The 18171-nt window shown below is 70.5% G+C and carries 13 protein-coding genes; 2 read left to right on the top strand and 11 right to left on the bottom strand.

Going from position 1 to position 18171, the window contains the following annotated elements:
- Nucleotides 1–396 precede the first annotated feature (396 nt).
- From AB0959_RS27015 to AB0959_RS26980, 8 genes are all read right to left on the bottom strand, one after another.
- On the bottom strand, nt 397–1605 hold the full coding sequence (locus AB0959_RS27015) for an SUKH-4 family immunity protein (protein ID WP_366829154.1): 1209 nt from the start codon (nt 1603–1605) through the stop codon (nt 397–399).
- 220 nt (nt 1606–1825) lie between these two features.
- Nucleotides 1826–4132: a molybdopterin cofactor-binding domain-containing protein gene (locus AB0959_RS27010; protein ID WP_366829153.1), complete on the bottom strand. Its 2307-nt coding sequence runs from the start codon at nt 4130–4132 to the stop codon at nt 1826–1828.
- On the bottom strand, nt 4129–5817 hold the full coding sequence (locus AB0959_RS27005) for a 2Fe-2S iron-sulfur cluster-binding protein (protein ID WP_366829152.1): 1689 nt from the start codon (nt 5815–5817) through the stop codon (nt 4129–4131). The genes AB0959_RS27010 and AB0959_RS27005 overlap by 4 nt, the downstream gene beginning before the upstream one ends.
- Entirely contained in the window at nt 5814–6707 is an 894-nt protein-coding gene (locus AB0959_RS27000) for an FAD binding domain-containing protein (RefSeq protein ID WP_366829151.1), read from the bottom strand. The genes AB0959_RS27005 and AB0959_RS27000 overlap by 4 nt, the downstream gene beginning before the upstream one ends.
- A gap of 280 nt (nt 6708–6987) precedes the next feature.
- On the bottom strand, nt 6988–8649 hold the full coding sequence (locus tag AB0959_RS26995; protein WP_366829150.1) for a beta-N-acetylhexosaminidase: 1662 nt from the start codon (nt 8647–8649) through the stop codon (nt 6988–6990).
- Between the two features lie 15 nt (nt 8650–8664).
- Nucleotides 8665–9450: a carbohydrate ABC transporter permease gene (locus tag AB0959_RS26990; protein WP_366829192.1), complete on the bottom strand. Its 786-nt coding sequence runs from the start codon at nt 9448–9450 to the stop codon at nt 8665–8667.
- A gap of 119 nt (nt 9451–9569) precedes the next feature.
- Entirely contained in the window at nt 9570–10385 is an 816-nt protein-coding gene (locus tag AB0959_RS26985; RefSeq protein ID WP_366829191.1) for a sugar ABC transporter permease, read from the bottom strand.
- Nucleotides 10386–10858: 473 nt separating this feature from the next.
- Nucleotides 10859–12148, bottom strand: a complete 1290-nt coding sequence (locus AB0959_RS26980) for an extracellular solute-binding protein (RefSeq protein ID WP_366829190.1) — start codon at nt 12146–12148, stop codon at nt 10859–10861.
- Nucleotides 12149–12757: 609 nt separating this feature from the next.
- Here AB0959_RS26980 and AB0959_RS26975 point away from each other — a divergent pair.
- Nucleotides 12758–13654 (top strand): aminoglycoside phosphotransferase family protein, encoded by an 897-nt coding sequence (locus AB0959_RS26975; protein WP_366829149.1) that lies wholly within the window; start codon nt 12758–12760, stop codon nt 13652–13654.
- Between the two features lie 291 nt (nt 13655–13945).
- Here AB0959_RS26975 and AB0959_RS26970 read toward each other — a convergent pair whose 3' ends face one another.
- The 3 genes from AB0959_RS26970 to AB0959_RS26960 form a co-directional block, all read right to left on the bottom strand.
- Nucleotides 13946–14221 (bottom strand): DUF3039 domain-containing protein, encoded by a 276-nt coding sequence (locus AB0959_RS26970; RefSeq protein WP_366829148.1) that lies wholly within the window; start codon nt 14219–14221, stop codon nt 13946–13948.
- A 14-nt stretch (nt 14222–14235) separates the two neighbouring features.
- The gene (locus AB0959_RS26965; protein WP_366829147.1) at nt 14236–15489 is read right to left on the bottom strand and encodes a transposase; all 1254 of its coding nucleotides are present in this window, start codon (nt 15487–15489) and stop codon (nt 14236–14238) included.
- A gap of 92 nt (nt 15490–15581) precedes the next feature.
- Nucleotides 15582–16154 (bottom strand): YqgE/AlgH family protein, encoded by a 573-nt coding sequence (locus tag AB0959_RS26960; RefSeq protein ID WP_366829145.1) that lies wholly within the window; start codon nt 16152–16154, stop codon nt 15582–15584.
- 314 nt (nt 16155–16468) lie between these two features.
- Here AB0959_RS26960 and murA point away from each other — a divergent pair, with 314 nt between their 5' ends.
- On the top strand, nt 16469–17815 hold the full coding sequence (murA, locus tag AB0959_RS26955; RefSeq protein ID WP_366829144.1) for a UDP-N-acetylglucosamine 1-carboxyvinyltransferase: 1347 nt from the start codon (nt 16469–16471) through the stop codon (nt 17813–17815).
- Nucleotides 17816–18171 lie beyond the last annotated feature (356 nt).

Genomic DNA, 18171 nt, shown 5'->3' with positions numbered 1-18171 from the left:
GGGAGTTACGCGGGTTCGATTCCCGCCACGGCCTCCACAACGGTACTGCGGTCGGCCACTGGCGGGTGGCCCGCCGTGCGCCCGAGCGGTTCAGGGACTCGCCTGCACTGCATCCATCAGCGGGCTCCGCCCGCGGGAGTTACGCGGGTTCGATTCCCGCCACGGCCTCCACAACGGTACTGCGGTCGGCCACTGGCGGGTGGCCCGCCGTGCGCCCGAGCGGTTCAGGGACTCGCCTGCACTGCATCCATCAGCGGGCTCCGCCCGCGGGGAGTTACGCGGGTTCGATTCCCGCCACGGCCTCCATGGCTTGACCAGGCAGACCGAGAGGGCGACACCCGAGCGGGGTGCCGCCCTCTCGGTCTGTCCGTCGCAGCTTCCGTCCTCGTTTTCGTCTCAGGCGTACAGCGTGCCGCTTGTTCGGTCCTCGAATATCTCCGGCCAGTAGCGCCAGCCGTCGTCGTCCGGTGTCGTGGGGGTGCGGTCGCAGGCGACCGGGTCGACCGTGGCGAGGGTTTCCGTCATCGTGGCGGCCAGTTGGGTGTAGGACGCCGTGAGGTCGTACTGCGCGTCGAGGGCCTTCTCGCGGTGGATGAGCCAGACGGTGAACGCGAGGGTCGAGATGTCGGCGTTCAGGGGGCGGATCGTGCGGTCGCGCTCGCTCCAGCACAGGATCGCGCCCGTGGTGCCGTCGACGACGAGGCTCGTGTCCTCCAGCAGCTGGCCGAGGCGGATCAAACGGTCGGCGTCCGCGGGCAGTTCGGCGGCCGTGACGTAGCCCGGGCGCTCCTCCTCGTAGTACTCGGGCAGGGTGGGCAGCGCCACCTCCGTGTCCAGCTGGAACATGAAGCCGTCCTCGGGGAGGCCGACCTCCTTGAGGAAGCGGCGCGTCGGCTCGTGGACGAGGGTGGCGGAGAAGTCCACCTCCTCGAAGCGCATGATCTCGCCGGCGCCGAACTCCTCGTCCAGCAGGCGAGGAGGGAGGGAGAGGGCCAGTCCGTCGCCCGGGCCCGCGATGCGGGCTAGGGGGCGGATCAGGGCCGCCATCCGCCAGTACGGGGCGAGGTCACGTGGGTCGTGCGAAGGGGAGTTCGTGGCGAGGAGCGACGTCAGGTGACACGTCAGCTGTGAGGTCATCGCCGCTACCGGCTTCGGGCCCACGCGGCCCTCGAACGTCGCGAACCGGCCCCGGGACTCGACCAGTTCCTCCGTCGCCTCCGCGAACCGCAGCAGCGCCTCCAGCGACGGGGCGAGCGGGGACAGGTCCATCAGGCCCGGGGCGTGGTGGAAGGACGTCGTCGAGATCTCGCCCGTCGTGCCGTCCAGGACGATCGACTCGAGGTCCCGGTCCAGCGTGCGCAGCGAACCGATCACCAGCTGGTCCCGCAGCTCCTGCGCGAGCACCCCCGCGTCGGCGACGAGCTCGGCCACCCTCCGCAGTCCGGCTCCCTCACGCAGCGCGCCGAACCCCAGCAGCGCGCTCCCGTGCGGCAGTCCGGGCCCTGTCAGCCACTGCCGCGTGCCCGCGTGCGTGACGTACGGGCCCAGCTCCTGGTCGGTCAGTGTGATCGTCCCGCTGCCCGCCGTAGTCGTACTCGTGCTCATGGCTCCCCCAGCACCTGTGATTCACGTCGTGCTTTCCCCCAGCGCGGACGGCCCCCACCAGCGGCGCGGCCGTCCCTCACTGCCAAGAACCTTACGCCGACCCACTGACAACGACGGTGGTCCGCGCCGGGGGCCGCCCCTCACAGGGCCGCACGCGCTCACGCGCCCCACGCCGGGTGCGGTTCTGACGTCCGTCCGCGCCTGCGGCCAGGGCGCCCTGCTACGAAGCCGTCACCACCGCCGCCTGCGGGCGGATCGGCAGGCGGTTGACCGGGCGGCCCGTCGCCGCGCGGACCGCGGAGGCGACCGCCGCAGGGGACGTCACGACCGGGACCGCGCTGGCCGCCTTCGCGCCGAAGGGTGCGATCACGTCGCGTTCCTCGACGAGTTTGACGATGTGGATGTCGGGGGCGTCCAGGGCGGTCGGGAGGGCGTAGCCCGTGAGGTCGGGGTGGCGGATCAGGCCGCGGGCCGAGCGGAGGTTCTCCGTCAGGGCCACGCCGACGCCCTGGGTGACGCCCGCCTCGATACGGGCGGCGAGCTGGGCGGGGTTGAGGATCCGGCCGACGTCCTGGGCGACGGCCATTTCCACGACCCGTACCGAGCCCAGTTCGATGTCGACGTCCACGACCGCGCGGACCGCGCAGAACGCCATGCCCACGAAGGCGTCGCCCTGGCCGGCGTCGTCGAGCGGTTCGGTCGGGTGGGGGCGGCACTGGGCCGTGGCCCACAGCTCCTTGCCGTCCATCTCCTCGGCGACGGTGGTGGACAGGACGCCGTCGTACGACGTGATCTTGCCGTCGGTGATCTGGAGCAGCTCGGTGGACATGCCGAACTTGTGCGCCAGGGGCTGCAGGAGCTGGGTGCGGACCATCTTCGCCGCGCGTTCCACCGCGCCGCCCGACACCCAGGTGTGGCGGCCGTGGCAGCTCGGGCCGGCGGGGGGCTGGTCCGTGTCCACGGGGGCCACGTGCACCTCGTCGATGCCGAGCGTCTCCTGGACGATCTGCCGGGCCAGCGTGGTGAAGCCCTGGCCGGTCTCCACGGCCGAGCACAGGACCGTGGCCACGCCGTCCTGGACCTTCACCGTGGCCGTCGAGACCTCGTCGGCGCCCTCGGCGCCCAGCATGTGCACCATGCCGAGGCCGTAGCCCACGCCGCGGCGGACCGCGCTCGGCTCGCCCGCGCCCTCGGGCCCGCCGGGGAGCAGCCAGTCCTCCTCGGGCGTGTCCTTGGGGAGGGCGGGGAGCGGGAAGTCCCGTACGGCCTGGAGGAGTTCGGCCACTGGGGCCGGGCAGGTCACCGACTGGCCGGTGGGCAGGACGTCCCCGGTGGACATGACGTTGCGCAGACGCAGTTCCGCCGGGTCCACGCCCAGCTTCTTGGCCAGCTTGTCCATCTGGGCCTCGTAGGCGGCGCACACCTGCATGGCGCCCTCGCCGCGGACATGGCCCGACGGGGGGTTGTTGGTGCGCACGGCCCAGCCCTCGATGAAGGCGTTCGGGACGATGTACGGGCCGCAGGCGAAGGCCACGGCGGCGGCCAGCGCGTCGGAGGAGGTGTCCGCATAGGCGCCCGCGTCCAGCAGGATCTGCGCCTCGACCTTCACCAGCCTGCCCTCGGCGTCCGCGTGGTGGCGGTAGCGCAGGAGGGTGGGGTGGCGGTGGGCGTGGCCGAGGAAGGACTCCTCGCGGGTCGCGGCGAGTTTGACCGGGCACCCGGTCTCCAGAGCCAGCAGGCCGAGCGGGAGCTGGAAGCCCTGGTCCTCGCGGTCGGCCGTGGCGCCGGGCACGCCGGTGACGACGATCTTCACGCGGTCGGGTTCCAGGCCGAAGCAGGCGGCGGCGGTGTCGCGGTCGGTGTGCGGGTCGGTGGAGGCGAGGTAGAGCTCGACGCCGCCGTCGGGGCGGGGCACGGCGAGTCCGGCCTCGGCGCCGATGGGAGCCGGGTCGTGGCGGCCGATGCGGTACAGGCCCTCCACGACGACCTCGCCGATCGCGTCCGGGTCGCCGTGGCTCAGCGGGATGTGGCGGATCAGGTTGCCGTCGGGGTGCAGGGGCTCGGCCTCGAAGGCCTGCTCCGGGTCGGTCACGGGGTCGAGTACCTCGTACTCGACGATGACGGCGGCGGCGGCCATGCGGGCGGTGTCCGGGTGGTCGGCGGCGACGGCGGCGAGGGGCTCCCCGTGGTGGCGTACGACCTCGGAGGCGAACACGGGGCGGTCGGCCCTGCCGCGGCCGTGCAGCGCGGTGCCGGGCACGTCCTCGTGGGTGACGACGGCGCGGACGCCGGGCATCTCGCGCGCGTGGGAGGTGTCGATGGACACGATGCGCGCGTGCGGGTGCGGGGAGCGCAGCACGGCGGCCCACAGCAGGCCCTCGGCCCACAGGTCGGCCGCGTACGGGAACGTGCCCTCGGTCTTGGCGCGGGCGTCCGCGGACGGCAGGGACACGCCCAGGCCGTGCGTGAGCGGGTCGGTGGCCGGTGTGGCCTCCGCGGTGGTCGCGGTGGCGGCTTCGTTGGTCACGCCTGGCCTCCTCCGTCCGGTCCGTACGCCTGGTCATGCTGCCCCGGGGGATGTCCCGGGAGGTCGTACCCGGAAGGGTCCTGGAACGCCGCCGGGTTGACGCCGCCCGCTCCGGGGCCCGCCTGGTGCGGGATGCGCGCTTCCTCGGCCTCCGGTGCGGACGGCGAGGACGGTGAGGGCTGTGACGACGGCGAGGACTCGGCCTTGCCGTGCGCCTCGCGCTCCGCGACGACCTCGCGCACGGCCTCCACGACACCCCGGTAGCCCGAGCAGCGGCACAGGTTGCCGCAGAGGGCCGCCCGGGTCTCCAACTCGGTGGGGGCCGGGTTGCCCTCCAGCAGGTCGTGCACGGTCATGGCCATGCCCGGTACGCAGAAACCGCACTGCACCGCGCCGCACTTGGCGAGTGCCCGCTGCACGTCGGAGGGCCGCCCGTCGTCGGCGAGCCCCTCGACGGTACGGACCTCGCTGCCCGCGGCGGTGACGGCGGGCACCAGGCAGGACGCGACGAGCCGGCCGTCGACCTGCACGTTGCAGGCGCCGCACTCGCCCTGCGAGCAGCCGTCCTTGGCGCCCGCGAGGCCGAGGCGCTCGCGCAGCACGTAGAGCAGCGATTCACCGATCCAGGCGTCGGGGACCGGCCGCTCGGTGCCGTTCACCCGCAGGACGTACGAGGCGAGGGGGTGGTCGTCGAGCAGCGGGGCGGCGGGCTCGGCGGGCTGTTCCTCCGCGCTCTCGGCGACCGGCGCCACGCCGGGCGTGTCGCCGTCCGGCTCCTCCTCGGGTGCGCCTGACGGGTCCTCGGGTGCCGTGTCGGTCTGCCCGGAGGCCTCGTGAGCGGCCTCAGGCGCCTCGCTCGCGGCCTCGGCGCGCGATCCCGCGTAGGGGTCGCCCTGCGGCTCTCCGGACGTCTCAGCGGGCACGCGGGGCGCTTCGACCCCGGGAGCCCCGGCCGGCTCGGCGAGCCCGTGGCCGTGGCCGTGTCCGTGCTCGTGCTGGTGCCCGCCGTCGCCGAGCCCGTATCCGCCCGCGGTCCTCCCGGGTGCCCCCGGCGCGTGTTCCTCGACGGTCCCGCCGGGCGGGTGCTCCTCGGTGCGCTCGGGCGGCGGTGCCGTCCACGCGGTCCCGATCGCCTCCGTCGCCCAGGGCGCGGGTGCGCCCCCGGGGAGCGTGGCCGGAGGGGTGCCGCCCCACTGTTCGACGAGGGACGACGCACTGAACTCGCCCGACTCGTCCGGAATGTCACCCCCGGCGACGGGAATCGACCACTCCCCGGTCACGTCGTGGCCCGGAGCGGATGCGCCGCCGGCCCCCTCCTGGGGGACGTCCTCGAAGGTCCACTGGCCGGTGCCGCCCGGGTTGTACGTGAACCCGTGCTGCTCGGTCCCCGGGGGCACGGCGTTCGGGTCGGGCCACTGCGCGCCCTCGGCCGGTGCCGTCCAGGTGCCGGTGGCCGCCGGGTCGGCGCCGGCGCCCTCGGTGGGCGTCACCGTTATCGGCGGGGGCACGTAGCCGTGGCCGGGCGCGGCGAGCGGGCTGTCAGCGGCCAGCAGCGCGTCGATGCCCCCTTCGGGGAGCTGGACGAACGTCGTCGCGCCGTCGTCGTAGTCCCCCTGGGGCAGCCGTTCCCAGCCGGTGTACTGACCCTGCTGGGGCGTGCCCTCCCCGTGCTGGTCGTCGGTCACGACAGCGCCCTCCCCAATGCTCGTCGGGCCAGTACGGCGACAGTGCGCCGAAGTTGCAGTACGGCGGGCGGAAGCGGTGCCACGGAGCCGTCCTCGGCGGGTGCCGGGTCCGGGATGCAGGCGGCGGAGACGTACTCCCCGAAGGCGGCCAGGGCCTCCGGCACGAGTGTGCGCTCGCCGTCCCAGTCGATGAGCCGGCCGACCCACGCCTCGGCGTCCAGGGGCCTGAGCGGCATCGGCGCTATGGCACCGACCGCGCAGCGCACACCGCGCCGGGCCGGGTCGAGGACGACCGCGACGGACGCCGTGGCGCGCCCGGGACCGGTGCGTCCGGTGGCCTTCAGGAAGACCTGCGGCGCATGCAGCAGCGGCACGCGCACGTACCCGATGAGTTCACCGGAGCGCAGCATCTCCACGCCGGCCAGCAGGTGCGAGACGGGGACCTCACGGCGGGCCCCACCCGGGCCCGCGATGATCAACGTCGCCTCCAGGGCGGCCAGTACGGGCAGCGCGTCCCCCGTGGGGGCGGCCGTCGCGATGTTCCCGCCCAGGGTGCCCGCGTTGCGGATCTGCGGCGGACCCGCGGCTCTCGCGGCGGCCGCGAGAGCCGGGATGAGCGCCGCGAAGTCGGGGCGCCCCATGCGTGCGTGCGTGAGGCCCGCGCCGAGCAGCGCGTGGCCGTCCTGGTACTGCCAGCCGCGGATCTCGCTGATCCGGCCGAGACCGACGAGCGCGGCGGGCCTGAGCTGCCCGGAGTTGACCGCGGCCATCAGGTCCGTGCCGCCGGCCACGGGGACGGCGGCGGGCATGGCCGCCAGCGCCTCCACGGCCTCGTCCAGCGAGCCGGGCAGCGTCACGGCCTGCGCCGCCTGCGGTGCGTGCGTGGTCAAAACCGGCTGCCCCTTCCCGCTGCCCCACCTGGTCCCACCTGTGCTGCCGTACGGTACGTGCTGACAGGGCGGACGTGGCAACTCTGGCACATTCTCGCGAGACCCGAACGCGGGGGTCCGCTAGGAGGCATTCGCCCACCTCACCACGGCGATGGTCCGTTTTCGCACGACATCACCCATGGGCACGCATTGCCGCTCTTCGATGGCTCTTGCGGTTCTTTCTCCTCATGAGACCGTGTTTCAGGGGCCTACACCCGACTTGTGCGCCTTCGGGGTCACCTCACACGTTCGGCGGCGCACCCTCGATCGGACGTCCGAGCACCCCTGGGCGCCGCTGCCACGGCCGGGGCCCGGCGGGAGGCCGATAGGCCACTCCCAGGGCGTCGAGCCGCCCGTAGTGGGCCGTCATGCGGTGCTCGAAGTCCGCGAAGTCCCGGTCCGCGGGGGCGGGCAGGGAGCTCCACGCGACCTCCGCGAAGGCCGCCAGGCGCGGGAACGTCTGGTAGTCGACCCGCGCCTGGTCCTCCATCACCTCGGTCCACACGTTGGCCTGGGTGCCGAGCAGGTGCCGCGCCTCCTCGGGCGTCAACTCCGGTGGAACCGGCTCGAAGCGGTAGACGTCCTCCAGGGTGCGGACGTAGCCGATGGGCACCGGTTCGTCGTCGCCGCCGTGCTGACGGTGGTCCAGGTAGACCTGCTGCTCGGGGCACATGACCACGTCGTGGCCCGCGCGGGCGGCCGTGATCCCGCCGTTGTAGCCGCGCCACGACGACACCGCCGCCCCCGGCGCGAGGCCGCCCTCCAGGATCTCGTCCCATCCGATCAGGCGACGCCCGCGCGCGGTCAGCCAGTTGTCGAAGTGCCGGATGAACCACGACTGCAGCCCGTCCTCGCCGTCGAGGCCCAGCTCCTGGATGCGCTTCTGGGCCGTTGTTGACTGGCGCCACTGGTCCTTGGGGCACTCGTCGCCGCCGATGTGGATGAACCTCGAGAAGGCGGCGGACGGGGTGGTCCCGGCCATGTCGGCCGGAAACAGCTCCAGCACTTCCTCCAGGACGCCCTCGAAGAAGCGCAGGGTGTTGTCAGTGGGGGCGAGTACGTTCTTGTTGATGCCCCAGGTGTCCCAGACCGTCAGGGAGGTCGTGTCGATGACGTCGGTGTTGCCCAGTTCCGGATACGCGGCGATGGCGGCCTGCGAGTGGCCGGGGATGTCGATCTCCGGGACGACGGCGATATGCCGCTCGGCGGCGTAGGCGACGATCTCCCGGATGTCGTCCTGGGTGTAGTAACCCCCGTGCGGCTTCTCCTCCCACAGGGGCGAGGCACGGTGACCGAATTTCGTGCGTGCCCGCGATGATCCGATCTCGGTCAGCTTCGGGTACCGCTCGATCTGCAGGCGCCAGCCCTGGTCGTCCGTCAGGTGGAAGTGGAAGACATTGAGTTTGTGCGCGGCCATCAGATCGAGGTGGCGCAGGACCCCGTCCTTGGGCATGAAGTGCCGTGCGACGTCGAGCATGAGGCCGCGCCAGCGGAAGCGGGGAGCGTCCTCGATCGTCACGTGCGGCACGGCCCAGGCGCGGTCGCGGCGGAGCGGGGCCCTTCGGTACGCGTCGGGGCCGAGGAGTTGCCGCAGCGTCTGGGCACCCCAGAAGACACCGGCCGCGCTGCCGCCCTCGATCAGGACGCCGGTCGAGTCACTGACGAGGCGGTACTCCTCGGGGGCGAGCGCGGAGTCGATCTGGAGCCCGATGCCGTCGCCGTCGGTGTCGTCGAGCTCCTGCCCCTCGCGGAGCGGCAGGCCGGTGGCCTGCCGGAGGACGGCGCACAGCCAGTGGCCGACGCCTTCCGCCGCGGTGCCCGCGTAGAGCTGGGAGTGCGCCGTCAGCCGCACCTCGCCGGAACCGGCGACGACGCTGCGGGGCTGGGGAATCAGTTGGGTCACGTCGGTCCTTGGTCCTTAGTCCTTTACCGCCCCGCCCAGCCCCGAGACCAGTCGTCGCTGTACGAGTACGAAGAAGATCAGCACGGGAATCGTCATCACCGTGGACGCCGCCATGACGCCGCCCCAGTCGGGATCGTCGGGCTTGTAGAAGACGAGCAGGGCCATCGGAAGGGTCGACTGGGAGGTGTCACTGATGATGAACGACTTGGCGAACAGGAAGTCGTTCCAGGCCGAGATGAAGGAGAAGACACTCGTCGCGACCAGCCCGGGGAAGACGAGCGGGAAAAGGATCTGCCACATGAATCGCGTACGGCTCGCCCCGTCGAGATACGCAGCCTCCTCCAGCGCCTCCGGAACGGCCTTCACAAAACCCCGGAGCATCCAGATCGCGAACGGCAGGGAGAAGGCGATGTGCGGCAGGATCAGCGAGCCCAGGGTGTTGAGTTGGCCGAAGTCCCGCATGAGGAAGAACAGGGGGATGGTGAGCGCCTCCACGGGCACCATCTGCGCCACCAGGAACATGATCAACAAGGTGGTGCGGAAACGGAAGCGGAACCGGGTGACGGCGGTCGCCGCGAGAAACGCGATGAGCGCGGAGACGACGACCACCGAGCCGGCCACCACGAGGCTGTTGACGAAGTAACGGCCGAATTCCTGCTGTTCGAAGACGCGCCGGAAGGAATCCAGAGTGGGGGACAGCGTCCACGGCCGGGGATCCGTCGACTCGATCTCCCCAGCCGGTTTGAACGCGCTGAGCACCATCCAGTACAGCGGGAACGCCACCACGACCGCGATGACCAGCGCGGACGCCTCCGCCGCGAGCCGCCAGGGGCGCCGTACGAAACGACGGGCACCGGACTTCGGCCGACCCGAACCCGAGGAACGCGAGGAACCCGAGGTACCCAAGGACGTCAAGGAACTCACAGCTCCTCCCCCTGCCTGCGCAGCAGCCGCAAATAGACGAGCGTGATGACCAGCAGGATCAGCAGCATCACCACGCCGATCGCCGAGCCGAGGCTGTACTCGGACGCCGCGAACGCCTTCTGGTAGGCGTACACGTTCAGGACGAGGTTCTGCCCGGCGATACCGCCGCCGTTCGTCATGACGTAGATCTGCGTGAAGACCTTGAAGTCCCAGATCACCGACTGGATGGTGACGACGGTCAGGATGGGGCGGAGCATCGGGGTGAGCACCGACCGCCAGATGCGCCACTGCGAGGCGCCGTCCAGCGCGGCGGCCTCCAGGACCTCGGTGGGTACGGCGCGGATGCCCGCGTACACCGTCACCATCACGAACGGGAAGGAGCACCACACCACTTCGAGCAGGACGAGGAAGAAGGCGCTGAACCGCCCGTACGTCCAGGAGTGGTCGCCCAGCCCCAGCATCCGGTTGACGGGCCCGAAGTCGGGGTCGAACAGGAACAGCCACACGGTCGAGCCCGTGATGGCCGGGGTCGCCCACGCACCGAGGGCGGCCAGCATGAGCGCGAGCCTCGGCACGGCTCGTACGCGCGTCAGCAGCACCGCGAGGGCGCAGCCCACGGCCAGCGTGGAGACCACACAGGCCGCCGCGAAGAGCACGGTGGCCAGCAGCACCTGCCAGAACTCCGGGTCCCCGAAGAGCTCCGCGTAGTTGCCGAAGCCCTGAAAGGTCGTCGGCTGCCCGCCGCTGACCTGCGCCTGGGTGTACTGCAGGAACGAGATCAGCCCGAGCTGGTAGATCGGATAGACCAGCAGCCCGCCGAGAACGACGAGGGCGGGCGCGAGATAGAGCCAGGGCGTCCAGCCACCGCTCGACCGGGGCGAACCACTGCGGCCCTTGGCCGGGCGGGCCTCTTTCGGGGGTCGCCCGGCCGAGGAACTGCCGAGGCGGATCGCCGTCGCGGCGCCGTCCCGCCCGCCGACCGCCGCCCCCTGCCCGGCCTCCCGGCCCGTCTCGCCGGCCACGGCGTGCCGCTTCGCGGGCTCATCGTCCGCGACGCGCGTCCGCGACGGCTCCGGGGAGCCGGCGGGGCGGGGCGCGGCGTCGTCGTCCCGGCCACCGGCCACCGTGTGCTTCGCGGTCTGCTCGGCCGCGACGGGCGTCCGCGACGGCTCCGGTCCTGACGCCGCGGCGGGGGGCCGCACGTCGCGGTCGTCGGTGGCGACGTGGGGGTCGTGCTCGCGGTCGGTCGGCCCCTCCGCCGGGACAGTGCGGTCCGTCATCGGCGTCACCCAGCGGAGCCGAACGCGTCGTTCATCTTCTTCGCCGCGTCCTTCGAGGCTGCCGCCACGTCCTTCTTGCCGCTGACGATCTCCTGGAACATCGTCGGCAGGACGAGCGAGGCGTCGATCTGGGACCAGGCCGGCGAAGCGGGAACGAACTTGGTGCCCGCGGACAGCGTCTTCACGAAGGGCGCGATGTGCGGTTCCTTCTTGGCCACGTCCGCGCGCACGTCGGTGTACGTCGGCAGGAAGCCCATCGCGTCGAAGAGTTCGCCCTGCGTCTCCTTCGACGCCAGCTGCTCCATCAGGTCGACGGCGAGCGTGCGGTGCGTGGTGCTCTTCAGAACGCCGATGTTGTTGCCGCCCGCGAAGGCCGGCGCGATCGAGCCCTCCTTGACCCCCGGCAGGGGTACGACCCCGAACTTGCCCTTCACCTTCCCGGCCTCGACCGCCGCGTAGTTGAAGTCACCGCCGATCGCCATGCCCGCCTTGCCGGAGGCGAACGCGGTGACCGTGTCGTTGCCGCCGAAGCCCGCGCACTTGGCGGCCGGGCAGTTGTCGTCGCCGAAGAGCGAGGTGTACGCCTTGATGCCCTTCTGGGACGCCGCGCTGTCGATGCTGGACGCGTAGGACCCGCCCTTGCCCACCGCGATCTCACCGCCGTCGGCCCACACGAACGGCATCGCGCCGAAGGTGTAGGCGCCGCCGACCGCGAGACCGTACAGGTCGGGCTTCGCCGCACGGATCCTGTGGGCCGTGTCGACCAGCTCGGCCTGGGACTTGGGGGGTTCGAGGCCCAGTTCCTTGAAGACGTCCGTGCGGTAGTAGAGGGCGCGGACACCGACGAAGAAGGGCGCGCCGTAGACCCGCCCGCCCACCGTCACGGACTGCTTGGCCGTCGGGTCGGAGTCCTTGGCCTCGTTCCAGCCGCTGAACTCCTTGGTGATGTCGAGGAGTCCGCCGTCCTTCACGTAGCCCGCGGTGTCCGTGTTGCCGAACTCCATGAGGTCAGGGGCGCTCTTCGGGTCGTTGAACGCGGCCTTGATCTTCTGCGCGCGGGTCTCGACCGGGATGTACTCGACGGTGACCTTGACGCCGTCATGGGCCTTCTTGAAGGCGGAGATCGTCTCGTTGACGACCTGCTCCTTCGGCTTGTTGCTGACCTCCTGGAACAGCCAGACGCGCAGGGTGCCGGTCTTCTCGTCCTTGCCGGAGGAGGAGTTGTCGGAGGTCTGGGGGGCGCAGGCCGTGGCGGTGAGCCCTGCGAGGACGAGTGCCGCGAGGGGGGCGGTCATCCGGGCCGTACGAGACGTGCGGGCGCTGCGGCCCGTTCTGACAGCGAGCTTCATGGAGCGGTTCCTCCGGAGGGGGGGGCGTTGCAACATGCGCAATGACGGTTTCGCTCTGTACAACACACCGGAGGTTAAGGAGTACATGAACATGCCCACAAGAGGTCTCAACCACTCTGTGACCGGCGGAAGCATTCCGTGCAACGGAGCGTCCGTTTCAGGCGTGATGCGGGCATACGTGACTCGCCGCGCGGCGGGCGGACAGAGACGATGTAGTCAACTACGGTATGGACAACCAGACTTGAGTCCCGTCCTCCACGTTGGAATCCGGCCATTCGGCACACTGCCGGCCACGTTCCCGGTACGAACTCCATAGCGAGCCCGAGGAACCACTGAAGGCAGTTCATCGGGAACCTGGGGGCCGATGCCACCATGCAGCGATAAGCCCCTGGGTTCTGGGGGGAGGCCCTGAGTCGGCTTCGACACGAAGGGCGCGTGGAGTCCGCGTAGTGAAGGAGAGCCAGTCGGGAAAACCGATCGACACGCGAGTCCACGAGGCACTGTGATGGATCCGCCTGCCCGCCGCATGGAGCGGGTCGACCTCAGGAGTTGCTCTTGGCAACCAGACGAACCGTGGACCACTCCGCGATCGACGCCGGACTTGTCAGGCACCTGGTCGATTCGCAGTTCCCGCAGTGGGCCGCTCTGTCTCTCAAGCTTGTCGACCCGGCCGGTTCGGACCATGTGATCTACCGGCTCGGCACGGAGCTGTCTGTTCGGCTGCCACGCCACACTGGGGCCATCAGGCAGGCCATGAAGGAGTACGAGTGGCTGCCCGCGCTGGCCCCGCACCTGCCGCTGGCCATCCCCGTACCAGTGGAGGTGGGGGAGCCCGACTTCGGCTATCCGTGGCCGTGGGCAGTGTCCCGCTGGCTGGAAGGCGAGGTGGCGACTGCTGAGTCCCTGGCCGATTCGTCCCGGGCTGCTGTCCAACTGGCGCAGTTCCTCACCGCCCTTCAGGAATTCGTACCCGAGGACTTCCCCGTCGAGAACGCCAGCGAGGATCTCACCGGCCGACCGCTGGCCGACCGGGACCGCACGACGCGGGCCGCTATCGCGGAGGTCGCCGGTGCGTTCGACGCCGTCGCCATGACCGAGCTGTGGGAGGCGTCCCTGAGCGCCCCCGGGTGGGATCGCCCTCCGGTCTGGTTCCACGGCGACTTCCACACCGGCAACCTGCTGACCGTCGACGGCTGCCTCAACGCCGTCATCGACTTCGGCGGGCTCGGCATCGGCGACCCGGCCTGCGACCTGACCATCGCCTTCACCCTGATGTCCCCCGAGAGCCGGGCCGTCTTCCGCGCCACGCTCGGCGTCGACGACGCCACCTGGACCCGGGGCCGCGGCTGGGCTCTGGCCACCGGCCTGAACGCCTACACCTCCTACGCCGCCGTCAACCCCCGGGTCGCCGCACAGACCACCCGCCAGATCGCTGAGGCCCTGGTCGGCTGATCAATGGCGCACATTGATACTTCTACTCCGCGAGGACGAAGTCGTCATACAGCACGTGCGCCGCCTCGAAGCGGAGGGTGCGGCACAGCTCCCTGACCCGCGCGGCCCGCTGCCCGTCGTCGATGCCCGCACCCGCAGACCCATTGCCTGCGCCTGGCTGTCACGCCTCTCCTGGACGCTGACCACCCCCAGGTACGACAGAACGCAGCACCGGAGCACCGCGACGACCGTCCCGTCCACCCGCCCGCTCAGTGGGGCGCCCGACCGCTGCCGACGCGGTCGCCCAGGACACTACTTGTCGTTGCCGCCCTCGTCCCCGGCGCCCATGGACTCGTAGATCTCCTTGCACATCGGGCACACGGGGTACTTCTTCGGGTCGCGACCGGGCACCCATACCTTGCCGCAGAGGGCCACGACGGGCGTGCCGTCGAGGGCGCTCGCCATGATCTTGTCCTTCTGGACGTAGTGCGCGAAGCGCTCGTGGTCACCGCTGCCGTGCGACGTCTGCGGCGTCGGCTCGACGAGGGTCCCCGTACCAGTACCGCGCTCGGGCTCAAGAGTGCTCATAGCGCCAAGGGTAATCAACTGCCGGGGACTCTGGTGCCCCGGCTTGCACAACGGATGTCACTGGCTGTGACACGCCGTTTGCGTCCAGCCGGTCTCCTGGGTTCAGGAGGGGAGGCAGAGGCCGTTGATCGGGCCCCGCATCGCCACAACTCCCGTGCACGTGCGCGGATGTTGCGGGAGCCATTCCGGTCAGCATGATCAACGAATCCGCACGACCGGCACGCGAACCGGGCCTGACTCACCCGATTCGCCTTGTCGATGTAGCCACACTCGGCGCAGGTCCGCGAAGTGTGTGCCGGATCGACATACACCACTGGAACCCCCGCACGGCGGGCCTTGTAGGCGATGAACTGCCCCAGCTGGCCGAAAGACCAGCTGGAATGGGTGGCCCGTTGGGGCTTTCGAAGCCGTACCCGCTCCCGGATGCCCGTCAATTCTTCCAGAGCAATTCCGCGACCGGTGCGTTCCGCCTCGGCCACCACATGTTTCGCGATCTTGTGGTTGACGTCCTTCGTCCGCCGCGCCTCCTTACGGCGCCGCTTCTTCAACCGGCGTCTGGCGGACGGGGTGTTCTTCATCTGCAGTTTCCGCCGGAGGCCGCGCTCACGCACGCGGCCACGGTTGAGCTCCCGCCCGGCCATGATCTCGCCGTCACTGGTGGCGGCGATGTTCACAATTCCGAGGTCGACGCCAAGGAAGTCCATCGGTTCGAGATTCGGCTCGGCTTCGGGGACCTCACACGTGGCGTGCAGGAACCACTTGCCGTCCCGCATCAGCAGGTCGGACTCACCCTTGCGGTACATCGCCAGGATGTCCAGTTGTTCAGTGGAAGCTGTGAACGCCACGTCCTTCACCCGGCCTGCAACCGTCCAGATCGAGATCCGCCGCTCAGGGATCTGCCAGGACAACATCCGGTCGTCGTACGGCTGGGCACCCTCAGAGCGGAAGGCAATCGGCTTATCGGCGGCCTTCCGATACCGCTTCGACCCCGGCCTGCCGAGACGTCCAGCCTTCAGATTTGCGGTGAGCGTGGTGTACGCATCGCAGGTCCTTTTGATCACATGCTGAGCGGCCTGGGCCCCCAGGCCCCATCGTGTCCTGACATCTGCGTAGGTGAGCTTCCGCAGCAGGAAGTTCTTCTTTGCATTCCGTTCGAAGGCGACCGCACTGACCCAGGTCGCTGCTTCGTTGCACGCTCGCAGCGTTGCCTCAAGAGCTGTCGCCTGCAGGGGCGTCGGCAGCAGTTTTACCTGCACCACCAGTTTCACACTTGTGACGCTACGTTACGCACTCGCTCTCCGCATTCGAACATGGAAGATTCTTCCACCCACGATTCAGCCCTTGCCTGAGACCCGAGACATCAGTTGAGCGAAGGGTCGTCCGGATAGGTGGCCACCATCGCCAGCTCGTTGCGCTGTCGGCGCAGGACCGAGCGCCAGAGTCTCTCCGGGGAGGGAGAGGAGACGTCTCCGGGCTCCGACTCGACGACGTACCAGGCTCCTTCGCCGAGCTCGTTCTCCAGCTGGCCCGGCCCCCAGCCCGCGTAACCGGCGAAGATGCGCAGGGAGCCGACCGCCGAGGCGAGCAGCTCCGGCGGGGCCTCCAGGTCGACCAGGCCGATCGCGCCGTGCACGCGCCGCCATCCGAGGGGGGCGCGCGCGGTGGACGTCCCGCCGGGGATCACCGCGACGCCGAGCGCCGAGTCGAGCGAGACCGGGCCGCCCTGGAAGACGACGCCGGGCTCACCGGCGAGGTCCGCCCAGCCCTCCAGGATGTCGCCGACGTCCACGGGAGTCGGCCGGTTGAGGACCACGCCGAGCGAGCCCTCCTCGTCGTGGTCGAGGAGAAGCACCACCGCGCGGTCGAAGTTCGGGTCCGCCAGGGCGGGCGTGGCCACGAGCAGCCGCCCTGTGAGCGAGGACACCTCGGTCATGCCAGACATGATCCCGCATCCTGCCCGCGCGCGGGGAGCCAATCCCCCTACCCACAGCCATGCAGCTCAGGGCGCACTGGTGCGACCCCCGCGCACACGGTCACCCGAGGCCTCGCCGGTGACCGCCTGTGCCCGCCGGGGAACGGTTCGTGTTGTGGCAAACCTATGACGTCTCTTGGGGGCCCTTGGGCTTACGGCGAAGGGGTAGGCGGCCATTACGCTTGCTCATCGGCTCATGCCGCCTCGGCTCCCGTACGACAGGTCTGCCGGGCGTCCGCCGATACAACTGCCCGACTCCACGGAACGCGAGATTCATGACCGTCAACGGCTCTGACGACGTACTGCTTGTTCACGGCGGAACCCCGCTGGAGGGCGAGATCCGGGTCCGCGGTGCGAAGAACCTCGTACCAAAGGCAATGGTCGCCGCACTGCTCGGCAGTGCCCCGAGCCGGTTGCGCAACGTTCCCGACATCCGCGACGTCCGTGTCGTCCGCGGGCTGCTCCAGCTGCACGGGGTGACGGTCCGTCCGGGTGAGGAGCCGGGCGAACTGGTGATGGACCCGTCGCACGTGGAGAGCGCGAACGTCGCCGACATCGATGCCCACGCGGGTTCGTCGCGCATCCCGATCCTGTTCTGCGGCCCGCTGCTGCACCGCCTCGGCCACGCGTTCATCCCCGGCCTCGGCGGCTGTGACATCGGCGGCCGGCCCATCGACTTCCACTTCGAGGTGCTGCGGCAGTTCGGCGCGAAGATCGAGAAGCGGGAGGACGGGCAGTACCTGGAGGCGCCGCGCCGGCTGCGTGGCACCAAGATCCAGCTGCCGTACCCGTCCGTGGGCGCCACCGAGCAGGTGCTGCTGACCGCGGTCCTCGCGGAAGGGGTGACGGAGCTCTCGAACGCGGCCATAGAGCCGGAGATCGAGGACCTCATCTGCGTGCTGCAGAAGATGGGTGCCATCATCGCGATGGACACCGACCGCACGATCCGCATCACGGGCGTCGACAGCCTCGGCGGCTACACGCACCAGGCGCTCCCGGACCGCCTGGAGGCGGCCTCCTGGGCGTCGGCCGCGCTCGCGACCGAGGGCAACATCTACGTCCGCGGCGCCCAGCAGCGCTCGATGATGACCTTCCTGAACACCTACCGGAAGGTCGGCGGCGCCTTCGAGATCGACGACGACGGCATCCGCTTCTGGCACCCCGGCGGCCAGCTGAAGTCCATCGCCCTGGAGACGGACGTCCACCCGGGCTTCCAGACCGACTGGCAGCAGCCGCTGGTCGTGGCCCTGACCCAGGCCACGGGCCTGTCGATCATCCACGAGACGGTCTACGAGTCGCGGCTCGGCTTCACCTCGGCCCTGAACCAGATGGGCGCCCACATCCAGCTCTACCGCGAGTGCCTCGGCGGCTCCGACTGCCGCTTCGGCCAGCGCAACTTCCTGCACTCCGCGGTCGTCTCCGGCCCCACGAAACTCCAGGGCGCCGACCTGGTCATCCCCGACCTCCGCGGCGGCTTCTCGTACCTGATCGCGGCCCTCGCCGCCCAGGGCACGTCCCGCGTCCACGGCATCGACCTGATCAACCGGGGCTACGAGAACTTCATGGAGAAGCTGGTGGAGCTGGGCGCGAAGGTGGAGCTGCCGGGCAAGGCGCTCGGCTAGGGCGCCCACGCGGCTCCGGGCTGGGGGTCCGGGGGTCATCCCCCGGGCAAGCACAGCATGGAGAAGCTGGTGGAGCTGGGCGCGAAGGTGGAGCTGCCGGGCAAGGCGCTCGGCTAGGGCGCCCACACGGCTCCGGGCTGGGGGTCCGGGGGTCATCCCCCGGGCAAGCACAGCATGGAGAAGCTGGTGGAGCTGGGCGCCAAGGTGGAACTGCCGGGCAAGGCGCTCGGCTAGGGCGCCCACACGGCTCCGGGCTGGAGGTCCGGGGGTCATCCCCCGGGCAAGCACAGCATGGAGAAGCTGGTGGAGCTGGGCGCCAAGGTGGAACTGCCGGGCAAGGCGCTCGGCTAGGGCGC

Source organism: Streptomyces sp. NPDC046862, from assembly GCF_040704615.1.
Taxonomy (GTDB): domain Bacteria; phylum Actinomycetota; class Actinomycetes; order Streptomycetales; family Streptomycetaceae; genus Streptomyces.
Note: the sequence above shows the minus strand (reverse complement) of the source record. Positions and strands in the feature narration are given on the sequence as shown.